This is a genomic window from Streptomyces sp. NPDC050806 (genome assembly GCF_055586425.1).
Window position 1 is genome coordinate 617,107 of record NZ_JBVJIF010000001.1, and the last position, 15,954, is coordinate 633,060.

Here is a 15,954-nt window from a genome sequence, read left to right on the forward strand (position 1 = left end):
AGGTGCAGGTCAGAGGGTCTTTAACGAGGATGACAACGGTGACCGGTACAGCCTTTGCGAATCTGTCCAACGTGCGCTTCACTGCCGGTGAATCGGGCCACCGGATCGAGGGGGAACGCATGACGACCAGACCGCATGATCACGACCATGGCACGGGTGGACACGCCTCGCATGCCCACGGAGTGGTCGCGGACGCCGACCGCCGATGGCTGGCGATCGCGCTCACACTGATCACCTCGTTCATGGCGATCGAGGTCGTCGTCGGCATCGTCGCCGGCTCGCTCGCGCTGATATCGGACGCCGCCCATATGCTCACCGACGCGATATCCATCGTGCTGGCGCTCGTGGCGATGCGACTGTCCGCCCGGCCGGCACGTGGCGGCTTCACGTACGGACTCAAGCGCGCCGAGATTCTCTCCGCGCAGGTCAACGGCCTCACGCTGCTGCTGCTCGGTGCGTGGCTCGCGTACGAGGCCGTGGCGCGGCTCCTCGCCCCGCCCGAGGTGGCAGGCGGGCTGATGTTCTCCACCGCGCTCGCGGGCATCGTGGTGAACATCCTGGCCGCCTGGTGCATCTCCAAGGCCAACCGCACCTCACTCAACGTCGAGGGCGCCTACCAGCACATCCTCAACGACCTGTTCGCCTTCATCGGTACCGCGGTCGCCGGTCTCGTCGTGCTGCTCACCGGCTTCGTCCAGGCCGATGCCATCGCCACCCTCGTCGTGGTGGGTCTCATGGTGAAGGCCGGTTACGGGCTCGTCCGGGAGTCCGGGCGGATCTTTCTCGAAGCCGCTCCCGTCGGCCTCGACCCGGATGTCATCGGGGACCGTCTCGTATCCCTTCGTGAGGTCACCGAGGTGCACGACCTGCACGTATGGACGATCACCTCCGGTGAGCCCGCCCTGTCCGCACACGTACTGGTCGCGCAGGACGCGGACTGCCACACGGTGCGACAGGACCTGGAGAGGATCCTCCAGGGGGAGTACGGGGTCAGCCACAGCACTCTGCAGGTCGACCACGCACCTCCCAGCACCCTCGATGTCAGCCGGCACGGTGTTCCGGAGCCCGAGCCGGCGCACTGCGTGGCCGCTCATGGGCCGGTCCACCGCGATGAGGCACATGCTCACTGACAGCTGAGCGCCTGCTTCGCCAAGGGCTCGGCAGAACCGCCGTACATTCCCGCCCCCCCCGCCCGTCCGGCCGAGTTACTGGGTGTGCACCTTTTCGTAGAGGTCGCTGGAGTAGTAGTCGGACGGGGCGGGGTTCTCGTCGAGCTGCTTGTTGCGGACGAAGAAGTCGCCGAGGCTCTTCAGCCGGCGGTCGATCTCGCCGCTCTTCGACTTTGCCACCAGTTCGTTCGTGGAGAGCGTCTCGACGTGTGAGGCGTCGGCCTCCGCCTGCTCCTTGCTGACGTGCAGCATCTTGGCCGTGAGGGCGAGGGTCTCGGCCGGGTGCTGCTTGCGCCAGTCGTTGGCCTGCTGCAGCACCTTGATCACCTTGGTGTTCTTCGACTCCGGCACCTTGTTCCCGGCGACGAAGGCGGTCGGGAAGATGTCCCCGGTGTCTTTGGTGCTGGCCACCTCCTCCGTCTTCGGGACCTTCTTCTTGATGGTGTCGATGGCGGGGTAGAAGATCCCGGCGCCGTCGATCTTCCCGGAGGTGAAGGAGGACACGACGGTGGACGGGTCCATGGCGATCTTCTGGATGTCCTTCGTGGTCATCCCGGCCTTCGCCAGCGCGATGTTCAGGATCATGTCGCCGGAGGTGCCCTCGGGCACCCCGACCCGCTTGCCCTTGAGGTCCTTCATCGTCTTGATCCCCGGCTGGGCGATGACCCGGTCGGCGTAGGTGAAGGTGTCGATCGCGATGACTTTCGCCTTGCCCGAGGCGGGCAGCCACATCGCGCCCGGACCGATGTAGCCGTAGTCGAGGTCGCCGGAGCCGAGCGCCTGGACCTGCACCGGCCCGTTGTTGAACACCTTCGTGTGCGCGGTCAGGCCCTGCTTCTTCCACAGCCCTTGCTGCTCGGCGATGGCCAGCAGACTCGCGCCGTTGTAGTCGCCTATGTAGCCGAAGTCGACGGTGCGGTCATCGTCGGAAGCGCTGCTGGAGCACGCGTTCATGGCGATGGTGAGGACCGTGACGGAGAAGAGCGCCGAGAGGGTGCGGCGCAGAGTGCGTCCGGGCATGACGAAGGTCCTATCGGAGGGGGAGGGGAGGGTAAGGGGGAGGGCCGACCGCGGGCGGCGGCGCGCGGCTACGCCGCCGGAGTCGCGGGCTGCTGGTGGTACACGGACGTCCACACCTCGTTCCGGATCTGCCGGAACTCCGCGGAGAGGCGGATCTCCTCGGTACGGGGATACGGCAGGTCCACGTCGATGATGCGGTGGACGCGGCCGGGCCTGGCGGCCATGACCACCACTCGGCTGGCCAGGTACACGGCCTCGTCGACGTCGTGGGTGATGAACAGTACGGTGCGCTTCTCGCGGCTCCAGGTCGCCAGCAGCTGGTCCTGCAACTGGACCCGGGTGAGGGCGTCGAGCGCCCCGAACGGTTCGTCCATGAGCAGGACTTGTGGATCCACCGCGTACGCGCGGGCGATGGCGCAGCGCTGCTTCATGCCGCCGGAGAGCGTCTTGGGCAGTGCGTCCGCGAAGTCGTCGAGTCCGACGAGGGCGATGGCCCGGTCGGCCCGGCGGTGTCGCTCTTCGGTGGGGACGGAGGCGAGTTTGAGGCCGAACTCCACGTTCTGACGTACCGTCAGCCAAGGGAAGAGGGCGTACTGCTGGAAGATCACGCCCCGGTCGGGCCCGGGGCCTGTCACCGGCCTGCCGTCCACCAGTACCTGGCCCGAGCTGGGCTCCTGCAGTCCCGCCGCCATGCTCAGCAGGGTGCTCTTGCCGCAGCCGGAGGGCCCGACAACGGTGACGAACTCCTGGTCGGCGATGTCGAGGGACACTCCGTCGAGGGCGGTGAAGTCGGTTCCCTTCAGCGGGAAGGTCTTCGCCACGTCCTGAAAGCTGATCTTGTTCTTCATCCCGGCCCTGTTCCTCATCCCGGTCCTGTCGGTCATCGTCGTTCCTGCCAGCCGGTGAGCCGACGTTCGGCGAGCAGCAGCAGCCGGTCCATGAGCAGCCCGAGCACACCGATGGTGATCACGGACACGAAGATCGTGTCCATCTCGAACCAGGTGGACGCCTTCTGCATCCGGTAGCCCAGCCCCTCCTGCGCGCCGATCATTTCGGCTGCGACCACCGTGGCCCAGGAGGCGCCGAGTCCGATGCGCATGCCGACGAGGATGAACGGTGTGGCGGCCGGCACGACCACCTTGGCGAAGATGACCCGGTCCGAGGCGCCCAGGACCCGGGCGGCGTTGATGAGGGTGCGGTCCACGTCGATGACGCCCTGGAAGGCGGCGACGACGCAGGCCATGAAGGCGGCGAGGCAGATCACCGCGATTTTCGGGACCTCGCCGATGCCGAGCAGTACCACCGTCAGCGGGATGAGCGCGAGCGGCGGGATGGTGCGGAAGAACTGGATATAGGGCTCGACCAGGGCGCGGACCGTTACGTACCAGCCCATCAGGAAGCCGACGGGCACGGCCAGGACCACACCGAGCGCGTAACCGAGGAAGACCCGGCGCAGGCTGGCGAGCGTGTCGGTCGCCAGAGTGCCGTCGGCGATCATGCCGCCGGCCTTGCGTGCCACGGCGAGCGGCGTCGGCAGATTCTCGACCAGGCCGAGCGCTGCCACCACCGCCCAGAGGAGGAGGCCGGCCACCAGGGCGAGGAGGTTGAGGGCGAGCGGCCGTCGGCGGGAGCGGCGCGCGGTACGCCGTGGGGCCTGCGCCACGGCGGTCTTCTCGGGAGGGACGATCACGGTCATGGGTGCCTCACTGGATTCACGCATGCTCCTCGGTGACGGGCTGCGGATAGCGGGAGAGCAGGGGGGATTCGTGGAGTACGAGGGCGATGCCGCCCAGCGCGCTGCCGGCTTCGCCGAGGGTGGCGCGCCGTACTCGCACGCGGTCGCGGGCCAGCGGCATCACATGGGTGTGCAGTGCCCGCTCGACGGGCTCGATCAACGCGGCGCCCGCCTCGGCGAGTTCGCCGCCGATGACGATGACACCGGGGCCGACCGCGTTGCACACGGCGGCCAGTACCGTGCCGACGGCGGTGCCCGCCCGCTCCAGTACGTCGTGTGCGTTGTTGTCGCCGGACGCGGCGGCGGCCAGGAACGCGGTGATGTCCTCGGCCCTGCCGCCGGCCGCACGGTAGCGCTGCAGTACGGCGTCGACCGAGGCGACCGTCTCCAGACAGCCGGTGCCGCCGCACTGGCACGGTGCGCCGTCGGGGTCGACGGTGACGTGCCCGAACTCGCCCGACATGCCGTACATCCCGCGGTGCAGCGAGCCGCCGACGACCAGACCGCCGCCCACGCCGTGGGACAGCCGTACGTACAGCACGTCCCCGCCGTCGGCGGCCGCGCCCCACACGGCCTCGGCCAGGGCGGCGAGCCGGGTGTTGTTGTCGAGCAGCACGGGGACGCCGAACCGCTCGTGGAGCAGGCCCGGCAGCCCGTCGAGGCTGCGCTCGCCGACATCCGTACCGCCTGCGTGGATACCGCCGGCGTCGATGAGTGGCCCGACCACGCCGACCCCGATCGCGCTGAGCGAGCCGAGCCGGAGAGTTCCGCGCCGCGGGGTCCGGCCGGCGGACGCACTGCGCGGGACGGAGCCGTGGGCGGCGGCGCCACGCGGGGCGGAACCGCCGAGTGAGCCGAGGAGGCGTTCGGCGATGTCGGCGCGCTGGTTCCAGGTGAGGCCGGGTGCGTGCGCCTCACTGGCGGAGCCGATCATCTCGTGGGCGACGTTGATCGCGGAGACATGGACGGCGCGGCGGGCGAAGTCGATGCCGATGGCCTCTCCGGCATGGGGATTGAGGCTGAGCTTCTCGACGGGCCGGCCGCGCCTGCGCACCTCCGCCGGTGGGGTGGCGGCAACCACCGCACCGCCTTCCACGAGGCCGGCGACGATGTCGTACAGGGTGGTGCGGGACAGGCCGCTGTGCGCGCCGAGCTCGGCCCGGCTGAGCGGACCGTGCTTGCGGAGGAGGTCCAGCACGGACTGCTCGTGGCTCTTGCGCAGCCGTGTCAGGGGACCGTCGTGTGCCTGCATGCCGCACAGCATGGAGAGCCGCACGGTTTTTCGTCAATGAGCCGGAACAAAAAGGTTTTCGGCTCGTGGTGACGAGAACGGTACGCGCTCACCGCGTCGTTGCTGGGCTTTCCCGCTGCGGCGGGCTGCGGATACCGTGGGTGGTGGCAGATTTATGTTCACGTCATTGACATAAACCTGGCGCGAGGCCGACCATTCCTCGCACGGCGCCGGTCAAGATCCCCCACACTCCGCCGTTCCGGCGCCCCGCCGCCCGGCCGCTCCCCCCGACCAGGACGACCGAACCGAAAGGCTCCTCGTGCGCCCCAACATGCTGTTCCTCATGACCGACCAGCACCGCGTGGACACCCTCGGTGCCTACGGCAATCCGCACGTCCGCACCCCGCACCTGGACCGGCTCGCGGCCGAAGGCACCCGGTTCGACAGCTGCTACACCCCCACCGCGATCTGCACCCCGGCCCGCGCCAGCCTGCTCACCGGCGCCGCCCCCTTCCGCCACAAGCTGCTGGCCAACTACGAACGCAACGTCGGCTACCTGGAAGACCTCGCGGACGACCAGTTCACCTTCGCCGGCCAACTGCGCGCGGAGGGCTACCGGCTGGGCCTGCTGGGAAAGTGGCACGGTGGAGTGCGCCGCACCGCCGCCGATTACGGCTTCGAGGGCCCGGACCTGGCCGGCTGGCACAACCCCGTCGACCACCCCGACTACCTCGCCTACCTGGAGGAGCACGGCCTCCCGCCGTACCGCATCACCGACCCCGTACGCGGCACCACACCCAACGGCAGCCCCGGCAACCTCCTCGCCGCCCGGCTCCACCAGCCCGTCGAGGCCACCTTCGAGTACTACCTCGCCACCCGCACCATCGAAATGCTGCGCCGCTGGGCGGCGGACGGAGTGGGGAACAAGGCGGGAGGGCAGGGAGGCGAGGGTGGAGCCGGTGCAGGAGCCGCGAGGGAAGGGGATGGTACGGACGGTGACCGGCCGGACGGTGACAGGCCCTTCTTCCTCGCCACCCACTTCTTCGGTCCCCACCTGCCCTACATCCTCCCGGACGCGTACTACGACATGTACGACCCCGCGCTGGTCGAGCTGCCGGCCTCGGTGAGCGAGACCTTCGCGGCCAAGCCGCCGGTGCAGCGCAACTACAGCAAGCTGTGGGCCTTTGACACGATGCCGCTGGAGGAGACACGGAAGCTGATCGCCGTCTATTGGGGCTATGTCACCCTCATCGACGAACAGATCGGCCGGATCCTCGATGCCGTGCGCGAACTGGGGCTCGCGGAACACACCGCGGTGTTCTTCACCGCCGACCACGGCGAGTTCACCGGCGCCCACCGGCTGCACGACAAGGGCCCGGCGATGTACGAGGACATCTACCGGATACCCGGCATCCTCAAGGTCCCCGGCGGCCCCGCCGGCCAGGTACGCGACGAGTTCGTCTCGCTCACCGACTGCACCGCCACCATCCTCGATCTCGCCGGCAGCGACACCAAGCCGGCCGTGGACAGCCGCAGCCTGCTGCCACTGGCCGCCGGTGAGCGGCCCGACTGGCCGGAGCACCACCTCGCCGAGTTCCACGGCCACCACTTCCCGTACCCCCAGCGCATGCTGCGCGCCCGCCGCTACAAGCTGGTGGTCAACCCCGAGTCGCACAACGAGCTGTACGACCTGCACACCGACCCCGACGAACTGCACAACCGCTACGAGCACCCTGAACTTCGTGACGTACGAGCCGAGTTGACTCGCACGCTCTACGACCTGCTGCGCGAGCGGGGCGACAACTTCTTCCACTGGATGACACCGATGTACGACGTGGAGACCGACTACGACACCACGCTCTCGGCATTCGAGAACGAGCCCGGCACCGCCGCTTCCGTGCCGGGGCCGACGGGGGAGAAGCGGACGTGAACCCTGCGGACTTCGAGGCCGCGGCCCGTTCGTGCTGCGCACCCGCCCGTGGGACGGCCGGCGCCGCGGGTGCACCGTCGGGCGGGATGACCGATGGGAATCAGCTGGATGATGCAGCGGCCTCGACCGGCCCAACGGACGACGCCGCGTCGGCGTACCGCACCAGCGTCGACCTGCCCGGCGGCACGTTCCGGATGGGGAATGAGGACGGCGACGCCAACGCCGGGGACGCCGAAGGACCGGTACGCGAGGTCACCGTCGCCCCGTTCGCCGTGGACGCGTACGCCGTGACCAACGCGCGCTTCGCCGCCTTCATCGCGGCAACCGGCCACCGCACCGACGCCGAACGCTTCGGCTGGAGCTACGTCTTCGCGAAGTTCCTGCCCGGGGCGTTGCGCAAGGTCTCGCCGCGCCCGGACGCCACTCCGTGGTGGTGCGGCGTGGAGGGGGCCCGCTGGGACGCACCGGAGGGGCCCGGCAGCGGGCTGGAAGGACGCTGGGACCATCCGGTCGTCCACGTCAGCTGGGCGGACGCCGCAGCCTTCTGCGCGTGGGACGGCGGACGCCTGCCGGCCGAGGCGGAGTGGGAGTACGCGGCGCGCGGCGGGCTCGACCAGGCGCGATACCCGTGGGGCGACGAACTCACCCCCGGCGCAACCCACCGCTGCAACATCTGGCAGGGTACCTTCCCCGTGAAGAACACCGCGGACGACGGCTACACCGGCACCGCTCCGGTGCACGCCTACCCGCCCAACGGCTACGGGCTGTTCAACGTCGCGGGCAACGTCTGGGAATGGACGGCCGACACCTGGCACTCGGGCCGGTCGAACCGGTTGAACCGGTCGGGCCAGTCGGGTGAGCCGGACCGGTCGGGCCTGCGGGCGATGCGCGGCGGCTCGTACCTGTGCCACGCCTCCTACTGCAACCGCTACCGTGTCGCCGCACGCACCGCCAACACCCCGGACAGCACTTCGGGAAACCTCGGCTTCCGCGTGGTCCGCGCCCCCGCGGGCGATGCCGCCCGCCGCTGATCGGCCGTCCGTGCCGGTCAGCAGCTGGCCGGTGGCCGGTCACACACCCTGATCCGGGCGCTGGACGTACAGCCGGTTGCCGTGCGGCCCTGTCCACTCCACCCGTACGACACCGGGCACGGCGGCATCGTCGACGCGTGACGCGTTGGACCAGTAGCCGAACGCGGGGTTGCGGAAGAATGTCGCCCAGAGCCGGCCGGTGTGGTCCTCGAAGAGGTTGTTGTGTCCGGCGCCGACGCCCAGGGTCCACCGCTCGGAGTACGGGCCTTCGAAGTGGTCCGAGACGGCCACGATCGCGTCGTACTGATACTGCACGCGGCCGGTGCCCGGCGGGTCGTACGCGTACCGCGGGGTGCCGTCGGCACTGATCGACGTCCGGTCCCACGCGGCGTGCATCAGGAAGTACTTGCCGCCGTACTTGAACACGTACGCGCCTTCGAGATACGGCTCGGGGGAGTAGGGCTTCTGCTGGAAGCGGGGGAGGTTCGTCGGCGTGACGATGTCCTCCATGTCGTCGCGGAACTTCGCGTACAGGTCGTTGTGGAGCACGAGCCACGCGTCGTCGCCCTCGCTGTAGAGGCCGCCGTCGATGTGGAAGTAAGCACCGGGCTCGATGAAGTCGGGTCCTCCGATGAAGGACTCGCCGAAGGGCTTGTCGAGATTGCCCCGGGCGAGCCGGTAGGGGCCCTCGACACCACCCTCGCTCACGAGCAGGAACGAGCCGACCTTCCGGGAGTGGTCGCCCATGCACGCGACGATGTACCACTTGCCGCGGAAGTGGTGCACCTCCGGCGCCCACGCCTGGCCGCGCTTGCCGAACCGGTCGTCGTGCCAGTACTCCTGCCAGGGCGCCACCACCGTGCGCCCGGGCCGGTTCTCGCCGGTGAACTCGGGCGACCACACCTTGCCCCGCTCGGCACCCGGCCTGATGCGGGTGGTGTCGGCCAGCCGCCACGGCCCCTGCATGGACCTGGAGGTCCACAGGAAGATGCCGTCGTTCCACGGGCCGGCGGCCTCCAGCCCGGGGACGCGGGTGGTGCCGGTCGCCACGTAGAGCGGACGGCCGTCGATGACGAAACAGTTGACGTAGGTGTCCCGCATCCAGACCCGGCCGTGCTCCTTGTCGCGGGGGCGCAATTCGAGCGGCAGGACGAAGGAGTTGTCCTTGCGCGGCCACAGGTCCGTGGTGTGCTCGGCGAGTCCGTACGGTGTGAGGTCGGGCCGGTTCGGCGGGTACCGCCGCGGTGCCCCGCCCTTCTTCACCGGTGAGACCGGTGCTGCCTGGGCGGCTTGCGTGGCTCGTGCCGCTGTGGCGGGCAGCGCCGCCGTCACGGCCAACGAGCCCGCGACACCGGCCAACAGGGATCGCCGCCCGACGCGGGGCCCGTCTTCGGAAGTCGTCATCAGTCGCGCGCCCTTCTTCGTCGCCCGGGGCGTGTTGCCTCATGGGATGGCATGACGCACAGCATGCGAAGGCCCGCCGATTTTCGTCAACACCACGGAAAAATAATCCGGATCGGCTCATGTGCGACGTGATCCGCGCGACGTGTCGATGATGCAGGTCAGAGGGTGAGGAGCCTGGGGCGGTGGACCGAATGGACCTGAGCGAGGGTCGGGTCGTATGCCTGCGCGATCGCTGCCGCCTCGGCGATGTGCTCACGGACGTCGGAGCGCTGCAGCGCTTCCTTGTACTGCTGCTCACTGGCCCACTGCGCGTAGTTGACGACACGGTGGCCGTCCAGACTGACGTGCAGGTTCGCGGAGACGAAGCCGGGCACGGCCAGAAAGACATCACGGGTCGCCCGGTCCAGGGCATCGGCGAGCTCGATCTGCCGTTCCGGAGCGACGGTGAAGACATTCACCAGGGTGACCAGGTCGGCGTCGGCGGAGATCGTGGTTGTGGGGGTGCTCATAGGTGGTTCCTTGCGGATGGTCGTGTGGTATGAGAGTCGATGTCAGGACTTTGACATGAAGGACTGTAGGGGCGCCCCGCATCAGCGTCAAACTCCTGACATGGTCGGGTCGTGCCGTCGAGTGGCGGCCGGCCTGCGGGTGGGCCTGAGAAGGGCCTTGATCGAAGGGGCCTTGATCCGCTCAAGATGGTGAACCGATGCGGTCGCGTGCTTCTTCGCCGGCCCGGCCGAGGTCGGTTCGGGTCATGCCGACGGTCTGGCTCCGCGCGTCAGTGCGCCGCTTCTGCCCCGGGAGCGGGGTGGGGCGGACAGGTGGCGAAGGTGCGGGCCAAGTAGTCCACATCAAGAACAGGAGGAGGAGAGACGCCGGCCGCCGCATCGGCGGCGTCCAGAGTGCTGCGGTCGTAGCGACGCCCGAAGGCGCGGTAGCCGGAGGCGAGGGGGGCGAGGTGCTCCAGCAGCTGTTCCAGCGGCGTAGGGTCGGAAAACTGCGGCACGGTCCGTACGTCGAGTCCCGGCACATGTCCCGCCACTGCCTGGAAGCAAGCCTTCACCAGGGTGTCGTTGGGGTGAACGACGTGGTGGGTACGTACGCCCCCGGGGTGCGGAGCGGAGGCCAGCCGCAGTATGGCGGGTGCTGCGTATTCGACGGGGAGGATGTTGATCGCGGCTCGAGGGTCGACGGCGAGACGCGCGGTCACCTGTCCTGAGTCCGGCAGGGACAAGCCCGCTCGTCGGAGGATCCGCTCAAGACCACGGGAGGCCAGTACCGCCAGGCGCGCACCGATCACGGCGTGCGGGTGACGTGGTGCCCGGGGCGCGGGAGGGCGGGAGGTGACCAGAACACCGGGTCGCAGTACCGTTACTGCCGTCCGGCGGGCGGCGGCCCAGTCGCGGACGAGGACTTCCGCCTCGTATTTGGACTGCTCGTAGGAGTTGACGAAGCCGTGGGTGCCGTCGAGGTCGGTTTCGGACACCGTGCCGCTGGGGCGCCGTCCGGCGACGAACGCCGTGCTCATGTGCACCAGATGGACCGGTCCGTCGGCGGCTTCGGCGAGTTGCAGGATGCGACGCGTGCCGTCGACGTTGACGCGGCGCGCTGCCTGTTCGGGAGCGTCCAGGTCGATGTGGGCGGCGCAATGCCAGAGGGTGTCGATCTCCCGGGCCAGGCGGTGGAAGCTCGACTGTTCCAGGCCGAGAAGCGGCTGCTCCAGGTCGCTCTGCACCAGACGTACGCGGGCCAGCCGCCGTAGTTGCTCCGGGCCGGCTCCGGTGGCGGTCACGGCACAGGCGAGCCGGGCACGGGCGAGCTCGGGTTCCTGGCGGACCAGGGCGATGACGGGAACGTCCTGCCGTAGCAGTTCGCCGAGCAGGTGGGAGCCCACGAAGCCGGTGGCGCCGGTGAGGGCAATGGCCACGATCCTTGTCTCCTTTTCGCTCGTCGGGCTGCAGCGTCGGCGCACACCACCGCGCTGCCAGGGCTCGGTGTGGACGGGATGGTGAAGCCCCGATACCCAGAACGCCCCAGACGGCTCAGAGGTGTCGTCAGTGGCACTGGGTCACTCCAATGGCGCAGGCGTGGGACTTCTTCCGAGACTGTTCGCCATCACCGTCGTTGCCCCCTCGAAGGACTCGGTGAGTCCGGGAGTAGTGACAGAAACGATTCGTGTCGCATGTGGCCAAGGGGCGCGGTGGTGAACGGCCCAGTCATTGCGCAACGCGTGTGTCCAGGAGGTCGCCCAGTGGCTTGTCCAACGGATCACGGCAACGCACCGCCCTTCTCCCTCCATCTGCCGGGTACCGCCGAAGTGGGAGCGCCGCAGGCGTATGCGCGATTGCACGACCTGGGCACCGTGCACCGAGCCCTCCTTCCCGGAGGACTCACGGCATGGGCGGTGACGGGATACGAGGCGGTGAAGGCCGCGGCGAAGGACCGTCGGCTGGTCCATGACCCGCGGCGGGTCGAAGGCGCCGGGCACGGGATTCCGGCGAGGCGATACCCGTTGGACGGCGTCTCCGTCAGCAGGCATGTACTGAGCGCCGACGCTGACGATCACGCCCGGCTGCGCGGACTGCTGCGGCCCTTCCTCACCTCGGACGCTGTCGCGCAGCGCGCGCCGGCGGTGCGCCGATCGGTCGACCGAGCGCTGGACCGCTTCGCCGAGCGTGGCGGTGGTGACCTGGTGGCGGACCTCGCGTTGCCAGTCGCGTCGGAGGCGGTGGCGCAGTTGCTGGGACTTCCTCTGGAGCGGACACGAGAGCTGGTCGGACTCAGCCTTCAGCTCAGCGGACCCATGCATCCCGACACGCCGGAGATGGCAGCCGCCGCCACGACGATGAACAAACGCCTCGCGGCCGTGGTCGCACACACCCGGCGACATCCGGGGAACAACCTGACCACGGCATTGCTGGCCGCCTACCAAGAGGGTGGGGTGTCCAAGAATGAGTTGCTGGGCTCGCTTTCCTTCGTGCTCTTCGCGGCAGTGGACTCCACCCTGACCACCATTCCGAGCGGAGCGCTGCACCTGCTGGCCGACACGCAACGGGAGGCAAGGCGATCCCTGGTGGACGGTACGGCGCAGGAACTGTCCGTCCTTGAGGACACCATTCGTCTTGCGGCTCCTTTCACCCATGGTGTGTGGCGCTTCGCCTCCGAGCCGATGTCCCTGGGCGAATACCGCGTCGAGGTCGGCGACCCGGTGGTGCTCTGCTTCCCGGCCGCCAATGTCGACCCTCGTGTCTGGCCGTGGGCCTGGGAGGTGCGACCGGACCGCTCGGGGCCGGCGCGGCACGTGTCCTTCGGGTACGGCCCGCACTTCTGCCCCGGTGCAGATTTGGGACGGCTCCAGATGAGAACGGCGCTCGTCGAGCTGTTCCGCCGCTTCCCCGACCTCCGCCTCGCAGTCGACCGCAGGGAACTGGCCTGCCATGCCAACATCACGCGGCCTTTCGTCACCATGCCGGTCCTCACCGACCTGGCTACCGCTGCGAACAACACCAGCCACCACCGCTGACAACTATGGAGCAAAAATGCCCGACATGGCCCAGATCAACGAGACGACGCTCGCGCAGTTGCTGAGCGAACACTTCGAAATCGACGCCGACCAGTTGGGGCCGAACGCCACCTTCGACGAACTCGAACTGGACTCACTGGCGGTGCTGGAGCTGGTCGTGGTCATCGAGGAGCAGACCGGCCTGGAACTGGGGGAGGAGGACCTCGGCCTGGGGCCGACCAGTACGTTGGCCGAGGCCGCACAGGCGCTGGCTCGCGCCGTGGCCGAGGCACACACCGGCAGCAACTCCGCCCAAGGGAGTGCGCTGCGATGACATCCGACAACGCGGTGGTGGTCACGGGCCTGGGACTCGCCACCCCCGCCGGCATCGGAGTGGAGGCCACGTGGAGTCGGCTGTGCGACGGTGCATCCACCGCGGCGCCCGACCCCGGATTGGCCGGACTGCCGGTTTCCTTCTCCTGCCGCGTGGACGACGACGCCCTGGCGACGGCCGTCGGAAAGCGCCTGGCCTGGCGCACCGACCGGTTCATCAGACTGGCGCTGGCCGCGGCACGTGAAGCCATCAATGACGCTGCGTTGGACCCCGCAGCCTGGGACGCCACCAGGGTCGGTGTGGTGCTCGGCGTGGGCGGCAGCAGCCACGACAGGACGGAGGTGCTCGCCGCCGTGACCGAGGGGCGGTTCCGAGCGGTCACACCCACAGCGGTCCCCCGCAGCCAGCCCAACATGGCCGCCGGGGAAGTAGGCACGGCCCTCGGCACGCTGGGGCCCACCCTTTCCACCAGCACGGCCTGTGCCTCCGGCACCACCGCCATCGGCACGGCCGCACTGATGATCAAGTCGGGCCTGTGCGACATCGTGCTCACCGGCGGCAGTGAATCCGCGTGCTCCCGCGTCAGCTCGGTCCTCTTCTGGCGGATGGGAGCACTGGCTTCCCCACGCCATGACCCGGCCGCCGCTTCCCGCCCCTTCGACGCCGACCGCGACGGCTTCGTACTGGGGGAAGGCGCCGGCCTCCTCGTACTGGAACGGGCCGAGCACGCCCGCGCCCGCCGTGCCCGCCCCTACGCCCGCCTGACCGGGTACGGTGCGACCGGCGACGCCCACCATGCCACCGCACCGCATCCCGACGGCGACGGCACCAAGCGCGCCTTCCGTACAGCTCTCGCCGACGCGGGACTCCACGCACGCGACATCGACCACGTCAACGCCCACGCCACCTCCACTGCCCTGAACGACCGGATCGAGGCGGCAGCACTGCGCGACGTGTTCGACACCCCGCCGCCGGTCACCGCGACAAAAAGCGTCCTCGGGCACGCCCTGGGTGGCGCCGGCGGCATCGAGGCCGTGTGTTCCGTGCTGTCCCTCGACCGCCAGCTCATCCCGCCGACGGCCAACCTCGACCGGCTGGACCCGGACATCGACCTGGACGTGGTGACCAAGGCCCCACGTGCCCACCGGATGACCGCGGTGGCCAGCAACTCCTCCGGTTTCGGCGGCCAGAACGCCGTCCTGGTCTTCCAGGCCGTGTGACGCTCCCCATGCCTTCCTCCTCGGACCGCAGTCTCTCCCCATCCGCCGATCCGCGGTCTCCCGCCGCGCTGCCTTCAGCGACCTCGAAGCAGCCGAGGACCGGCACGACCGGCACGACCGGTACACGGCGTCCGGGTGTCGCCGTGACCGGCATCGGCCTGGTCACCCCGGCCGGTGCGGACCCGGACAGCGTCTGGAAGAACATGGCGGCCGCACGCTGCCTGGCGACACCGGACCCGGACCTGGCCGGTCTTCCGGTCGCCTTCTCCTGCCAGGCCGAGGGGTTCGACCCGACCGCAGAACTGGGCAGGAGAAAGGCACGCCGCCTGGACAGGTTCGCGCACCTGGCCCTCGCCGCCGCCCGGCGGTCCCTGGCCGACGCCGTGCTTGAACCGAGCGGCCGCTGCGCACCACGAATCGGGGTGGTCCTCGGAGTCGGCAGCAACAGCCTGGAAACCTACGTCACCGAGTTCGGCCGCCTGGGCGCGGGCAGACCGAACGCCGTCTCGCCACTCGCCCTCCCACGCAGCGTGCCCAACATGGTGGCCGGCGAAGTCGCCATGGACCTCGGCGTACAGGGCCCCAACTTCACCATCTCCAGCGCCTGCGCATCGGGAACCACCGCACTCGGCGTCGCTCGCGATCTGCTCCTGGCAGGCACCTGCGACATCGTCCTCGCCGGCGGCAGCGAATCGGCACGCTCGCGCATGACAGCGACCTGCTTCCACCAGCTGAGGGCACTGTCGCGCCGCGGCGACCACCCCGACCGCGCCTCACGCCCCTTCGACACAGAGCGAGACGGCTTCGTCCTGGGCGAGGGCGCCGCTGTGCTGGTTCTGGAACGCCCGGAGCACGCCCGCAGCCGAGGTGCCCGTACCCGTGCCCTGTTGCGCGGATTCGGGGCGTCGGCGGACGCGCACCACCCGACCGCGCCGCACCCGCAGGGCCATGGGGCCGAACAAGCCATCCGCACCGCTCTGGCGGACGCCGGGTGCCGTCCCCACGACGTCGGGCACATCAACGCCCACGGCACGTCCACCCCAGCCGGTGACGCCGTGGAAGCAGAGCTCTACCTCCGCCTCTACGGTGGGACACCGCCTCCGGTCACCGCCCCGAAGAGCGTCATCGGCCATGCCCTCGGCGCGGCGGGCGCGATCGAGGCGGCCCTGACCGTCCTCGCCCTGGAACGGCAACAGGTTCCTCCCACAGCCAATCTGCTGCGGCAGGACGCCGGCAGGGAGCTCGACATCGTGTCCACCGGGCTTCGTGACGTGCCGATGGACGCTGCCCTGACGACCTCATTCGGATTCGGTGGTCAGAACGCCGCCCTCGTCCTGACCACCCCCTGACTCTCCACTCCGTACTTCAGCCTGACCGA

At 69.4% G+C, this 15,954-nt stretch carries 14 protein-coding genes; 7 read left to right on the forward strand and 7 right to left on the reverse strand.

Annotation, left to right across the window (positions count from 1 at the left end):
* Positions 1-119: 119 nt before the first annotated feature.
* The gene (locus ACZ6WH_RS02780; RefSeq protein ID WP_469725472.1) at positions 120-1,130 is read left to right on the forward strand and encodes a cation diffusion facilitator family transporter; all 1,011 of its coding nucleotides are present in this window, start codon (positions 120-122) and stop codon (positions 1,128-1,130) included.
* A gap of 75 nt (positions 1,131-1,205) precedes the next feature.
* Here the strand turns inward: ACZ6WH_RS02780 and ACZ6WH_RS02785 are convergent, their stop codons facing one another.
* The 4 genes from ACZ6WH_RS02785 to ACZ6WH_RS02800 form a co-directional block, all read right to left on the reverse strand.
* Positions 1,206-2,189, reverse strand: a complete 984-nt coding sequence (locus ACZ6WH_RS02785; RefSeq protein ID WP_469725473.1) for an aliphatic sulfonate ABC transporter substrate-binding protein — start codon at positions 2,187-2,189, stop codon at positions 1,206-1,208.
* A gap of 68 nt (positions 2,190-2,257) precedes the next feature.
* Positions 2,258-3,037: an ABC transporter ATP-binding protein gene (locus ACZ6WH_RS02790; protein ID WP_469726237.1), complete on the reverse strand. Its 780-nt coding sequence runs from the start codon at positions 3,035-3,037 to the stop codon at positions 2,258-2,260.
* 32 nt (positions 3,038-3,069) lie between these two features.
* Positions 3,070-3,885: an ABC transporter permease gene (locus ACZ6WH_RS02795; protein ID WP_469725475.1), complete on the reverse strand. Its 816-nt coding sequence runs from the start codon at positions 3,883-3,885 to the stop codon at positions 3,070-3,072.
* A gap of 16 nt (positions 3,886-3,901) precedes the next feature.
* Positions 3,902-5,188: an ROK family protein gene (locus ACZ6WH_RS02800; protein WP_469726239.1), complete on the reverse strand. Its 1,287-nt coding sequence runs from the start codon at positions 5,186-5,188 to the stop codon at positions 3,902-3,904.
* A gap of 298 nt (positions 5,189-5,486) precedes the next feature.
* Between ACZ6WH_RS02800 and ACZ6WH_RS02805 the strand changes: the two genes are divergently transcribed.
* Both ACZ6WH_RS02805 and ACZ6WH_RS02810 read left to right on the forward strand, forming a co-directional pair.
* The gene (locus tag ACZ6WH_RS02805) at positions 5,487-7,085 is read left to right on the forward strand and encodes a sulfatase-like hydrolase/transferase (RefSeq protein WP_469726241.1); all 1,599 of its coding nucleotides are present in this window, start codon (positions 5,487-5,489) and stop codon (positions 7,083-7,085) included.
* An 86-nt stretch (positions 7,086-7,171) separates the two neighbouring features.
* Complete coding sequence (locus ACZ6WH_RS02810) at positions 7,172-8,116, forward strand: formylglycine-generating enzyme family protein (RefSeq protein WP_469725477.1); 945 nt, start codon at positions 7,172-7,174, stop codon at positions 8,114-8,116.
* A gap of 39 nt (positions 8,117-8,155) precedes the next feature.
* Here ACZ6WH_RS02810 and ACZ6WH_RS02815 read toward each other — a convergent pair whose 3' ends face one another.
* The 3 genes from ACZ6WH_RS02815 to ACZ6WH_RS02825 all read right to left on the reverse strand — a co-directional run bounded on the left by ACZ6WH_RS02815 (position 8,156) and on the right by ACZ6WH_RS02825 (position 11,447).
* Positions 8,156-9,520 (reverse strand): family 43 glycosylhydrolase, encoded by a 1,365-nt coding sequence (locus ACZ6WH_RS02815; RefSeq protein WP_469725478.1) that lies wholly within the window; start codon positions 9,518-9,520, stop codon positions 8,156-8,158.
* Between the two features lie 158 nt (positions 9,521-9,678).
* Positions 9,679-10,029, reverse strand: coding sequence for an antibiotic biosynthesis monooxygenase family protein (locus ACZ6WH_RS02820; RefSeq protein WP_469725479.1), 351 nt, complete (start codon positions 10,027-10,029; stop codon positions 9,679-9,681).
* 269 nt (positions 10,030-10,298) lie between these two features.
* Entirely contained in the window at positions 10,299-11,447 is a 1,149-nt protein-coding gene (locus ACZ6WH_RS02825) for an SDR family oxidoreductase (RefSeq protein WP_469725481.1), read from the reverse strand.
* A gap of 477 nt (positions 11,448-11,924) precedes the next feature.
* Between ACZ6WH_RS02825 and ACZ6WH_RS02830 the strand changes: the two genes are divergently transcribed.
* The 4 genes from ACZ6WH_RS02830 (at position 11,925) to ACZ6WH_RS02845 (ending at position 15,925) form a co-directional block, all read left to right on the forward strand.
* Complete coding sequence (locus tag ACZ6WH_RS02830; protein ID WP_469725483.1) at positions 11,925-13,043, forward strand: cytochrome P450; 1,119 nt, start codon at positions 11,925-11,927, stop codon at positions 13,041-13,043.
* Positions 13,044-13,059: 16 nt separating this feature from the next.
* Complete coding sequence (locus ACZ6WH_RS02835; RefSeq protein ID WP_469725484.1) at positions 13,060-13,356, forward strand: acyl carrier protein; 297 nt, start codon at positions 13,060-13,062, stop codon at positions 13,354-13,356.
* Positions 13,353-14,576, forward strand: a complete 1,224-nt coding sequence (locus tag ACZ6WH_RS02840) for a beta-ketoacyl-[acyl-carrier-protein] synthase family protein (protein WP_469725486.1) — start codon at positions 13,353-13,355, stop codon at positions 14,574-14,576. Before ACZ6WH_RS02835 ends, ACZ6WH_RS02840 begins: the two co-directional genes overlap by 4 nt.
* Before the next feature lie 143 nt (positions 14,577-14,719).
* Positions 14,720-15,925, forward strand: coding sequence for a beta-ketoacyl-[acyl-carrier-protein] synthase family protein (locus ACZ6WH_RS02845; protein WP_469725488.1), 1,206 nt, complete (start codon positions 14,720-14,722; stop codon positions 15,923-15,925).
* The last annotated feature ends 29 nt before the right edge of the window (positions 15,926-15,954 follow it).

Bases quoted from the DNA above. Each gene is read 5' to 3' on its own strand.
- ACZ6WH_RS02780 (WP_469725472.1), top strand. From the start codon at position 120: ATGACGACCAGACCGCATGATCACGACCATGGCACGGGTGGACACGCC.
- ACZ6WH_RS02785 (WP_469725473.1), bottom strand. From the start codon at position 2,189: ATGCCCGGACGCACTCTGCGCCGCACCCTCTCGGCGCTCTTCTCCGTC.
- ACZ6WH_RS02790 (WP_469726237.1), bottom strand. From the start codon at position 3,037: ATGAAGAACAAGATCAGCTTTCAGGACGTGGCGAAGACCTTCCCGCTG.
- ACZ6WH_RS02795 (WP_469725475.1), bottom strand. From the start codon at position 3,885: ATGACCGTGATCGTCCCTCCCGAGAAGACCGCCGTGGCGCAGGCCCCA.
- ACZ6WH_RS02800 (WP_469726239.1), bottom strand. From the start codon at position 5,188: ATGCTGTGCGGCATGCAGGCACACGACGGTCCCCTGACACGGCTGCGC.
- ACZ6WH_RS02805 (WP_469726241.1), top strand. From the start codon at position 5,487: ATGCTGTTCCTCATGACCGACCAGCACCGCGTGGACACCCTCGGTGCC.
- ACZ6WH_RS02810 (WP_469725477.1), top strand. From the start codon at position 7,172: ATGACCGATGGGAATCAGCTGGATGATGCAGCGGCCTCGACCGGCCCA.
- ACZ6WH_RS02815 (WP_469725478.1), bottom strand. From the start codon at position 9,520: ATGACGACTTCCGAAGACGGGCCCCGCGTCGGGCGGCGATCCCTGTTG.
- ACZ6WH_RS02820 (WP_469725479.1), bottom strand. From the start codon at position 10,029: ATGAGCACCCCCACAACCACGATCTCCGCCGACGCCGACCTGGTCACC.
- ACZ6WH_RS02835 (WP_469725484.1), top strand. From the start codon at position 13,060: ATGCCCGACATGGCCCAGATCAACGAGACGACGCTCGCGCAGTTGCTG.
- ACZ6WH_RS02840 (WP_469725486.1), top strand. From the start codon at position 13,353: ATGACATCCGACAACGCGGTGGTGGTCACGGGCCTGGGACTCGCCACC.